The sequence below is a fragment of the Nitratidesulfovibrio liaohensis genome, from assembly GCF_011682075.1.
GTDB lineage: Bacteria > Desulfobacterota > Desulfovibrionia > Desulfovibrionales > Desulfovibrionaceae > Cupidesulfovibrio > Cupidesulfovibrio liaohensis.
The window spans coordinates 1-2,748 of record NZ_VSMK01000376.1 but is presented as its reverse complement, the minus strand read 5'-3'; the positions used below and the strand labels follow the sequence as shown (position 1 = coordinate 2,748).

The 2,748-nt window shown below is 66.2% G+C and carries 2 protein-coding genes; both read right to left on the bottom strand.

Annotated elements, in window-relative coordinates:
- Positions 1-283: AmmeMemoRadiSam system protein B (amrB, locus tag FVW27_RS12545; protein WP_167125620.1), on the bottom strand; the 283-nt coding region annotated here is incomplete at its 3' end.
- A 302-nt stretch (positions 284-585) separates the two neighbouring features.
- The coding region (locus FVW27_RS12540) for a tetratricopeptide repeat protein (protein ID WP_167125618.1) at positions 586-2,748 on the bottom strand (2,163 nt) is incomplete at its 5' end.

The following is a 2,748-nucleotide window of genomic DNA, read 5'->3' as shown; positions in this document are numbered from 1 at the left end:
AGACGGCCAGCGGCGCGCCGAGCCCGGTGTGGTTGGGGCCCAGCAGCACGATGGTGTCGGGCAGGTTGGCCGCGCCCAGGGTCTGCCCGGCCACCTCGCCGGAATAGACGTAGCCCGCGTGAGGCACCATGGCCAGCAGGGTGGGGGCGGCGTCGCGCGGGGCGGCGGCAAGGTGTTCGCGCACCTCGTGGCGCAGCAGGTCGGGGTCGTCCGGATAGAACATGCCCGCCACCACGGGGTTGCGGTCGATGGCGTGTCCGGTGTCCAGATGCCTGTCGTGCATGGCGGCCTCCTGCGAGTATCGGCGGACATGGCGGAAAGGGGAAGGCTGCCTGTCCGGTAATCTGTCGTGACCTGTTCCGGTGACCTGTTGTGGTGCCTTGGCCGTAGACCCGGCGGAATGCCCGGTAAACCGCACGGACGCGGAACAATGCCTGTGGGTCCGTACCCGATCTATGCCAGATGCGCGGAAAAACGGAAACAGCGGAGATGGGGGGCGACGGTACCAGCTAGGGGATGGTGCCGGATGGCAGGGCCGGTCGGGCGTTGCATCTGCCCGCTGCCTGCCTGCTGGCCAATGAGGGGCTAGGGCTGCGCGCCCTGGGTGAACCCGGAAAGGCCCTTGGTCACGTCGGTGGTGCGCAGTTCGGACGCGGCCATGCGGCCGTACAGCGACTGCGGGTCGCGCCGGGCCAGGTCTTCCAGTGTGGCCTTCCAGGCGTCCACGTTGCCCATCTTGCGCTGCAGGCGCGCCACGCGATAGCGCATGGCCGCGTAGCCGGGGTCGGAATCGGGCACGTATTTGGCGTACTGGTCGGTCCAGTCCAGCGATTCGCGCAGGCGGCCCGCCGCCTCGGTGATGTCCATGAGCGAGAGCAGGCATTCCTTGATGCGCGGCGTGTCTTCCTTTTCCGGGCTGGCCTGGGCCACGGCAAGGAAGTCGGACAGGGTCTCGCGGGTGAGCAGGTAGGCCTTTTCCAGTTCGCGCTTGCGCTCGGCGTCGCGCGACAGGAAGTAACCCACGTAGGCGCGCTGCTCCTGGGGCAGATCCTTGCGGTCGTACAGGCGCTGCCACAGTGGCACGGCCAGGTCGGGGTGCCCCAGGTTCTCCTGGGCCAGGGCCAGCGCGTAGTCCGCCTGCTTCTGCACCGGGTCGGACAGGCTCCACCCGGACACGCCCTGCATCACGTCGGCGATGCGCTGCCAGTTCTGGGTTTCCAGATAGACCTTGAGCGCCAGGGCCAGCACGGTTTCGCCGTGCTTGGGATCCTTCGGCCCCTTCAGGAAGCCGTCCAGCATCTCCAGCGCCTTCTGGGGCTGCCCGGTGTTGGCATAGCTGAGGGCGATGGCCACGTGGGTGTCAACCGACAGGTCCTTCTCGTTTTCCTGGATCAGCGGATACTGTTCCCACAGTTGCAGGATGCGGCCATAGTTACCGTCGGGCACCGCTTCGGCCACCATCTGGGTGAAGCTTTGCAGCGCGATTTCGCGCACCTTGGGCAGCATGTCGCTGCCGGGGTGGGCCTGGGCGAATTCCACGGCGGATGCCAACGCCTCGGGGAACTGGCGGTTCCACAGGTACCACATTGTCAGCTTCAGCCGGGCCAGCGGCACCAGCGGGCTCTGCGGATGTCCGGAAATGATGGTGGTGTATGCCTGCACCGGGCGGGTGTTGTCCGGCCTCTGGAATACGGAAACCATCTCGGCGATGCTCGGCGTATCGTGGATGCCTTCCTCGGCGAGGCGCATCAGCGAAATGAGCCCTCCGTCCTTGTCCGGGAAGCGGCGCACCGCTTCCTCGTAGAGCACCCGGGCGGCCTCGGGCTGCTTCTGCTTGGCCAGGATGTCGCCCTGCCGGGCCAGCACGGTGTCGATGTCGTCCGCGTCGGGATTGAGGTTGTAGTACAACCAGTAGTTGGCGCGGGCATCGTCCAGCTTGCCCAGATGGTCGGACACGTCGGCGGCCACGGTGAGCAGTTGAGGATATTCGAGGTAGAAGCGGCCCCAGCGCTTGTCCACGAAGTCCAGGATGGACGCGGCCTGCTGGTAGTAGCCCATCTTGTACAGGGTGCGGGCCAGGCTGACCGAGCCTTCGCGCACGTACTTGCTTTCCGGAAAGTCCTGCACGATGGACTGGAACTTGTCCGCAGCCTTCTGGTAGTCGCCGCGTTTGTAGGCTTCTTCGCCGGCGTAGTACATGGCGAGAGCGGCGTTTTCGTCGTGCGGATACTGGCGCCGCAGCAGGTTGAAGTAGCCTTCGGCTTCCTGCGAATTGCCGATGCGCGTGTTCAGCAGGCCGAGGCGCAGCAGGGCCTGTGGCACCCGGTGCGACTTCAGGTTGTAGTTCATGGCCTCGCTGGTGGCCGCGATGATCTTGTCGAAGGCGGGAAGTATGTTGTCCTTGTTCTGCGCGTAGAGCACGTCGGCGATGAGGTACAGCACCTCCTCGTACATGTCCTTGGGGGTGTCGTGCAGACCCTTCAGGGTTTCCAGCAGTTCCAGGGCCTTGGGATAGTCGGCGTTGACCATGAAGGTCTTGGCCTGCTCCAGCAGTTCTGCCGGGACCGGCGGCGCGGGAACGGGGTTGCCCTTTTCGTCCACGTACACCACCTGGGTGGCATTGGTGGCGTTGGTGGCGTTGGCCGCGGCCTTGCCCGCCGCCTCGGCCTGTCTGGCCTGCGGCGAGGTGGCGTTGCCGGTGACCGGGGGCGTGGGCTGGCCATCGGGCTGCGGTGGCGGCGTGGGGCC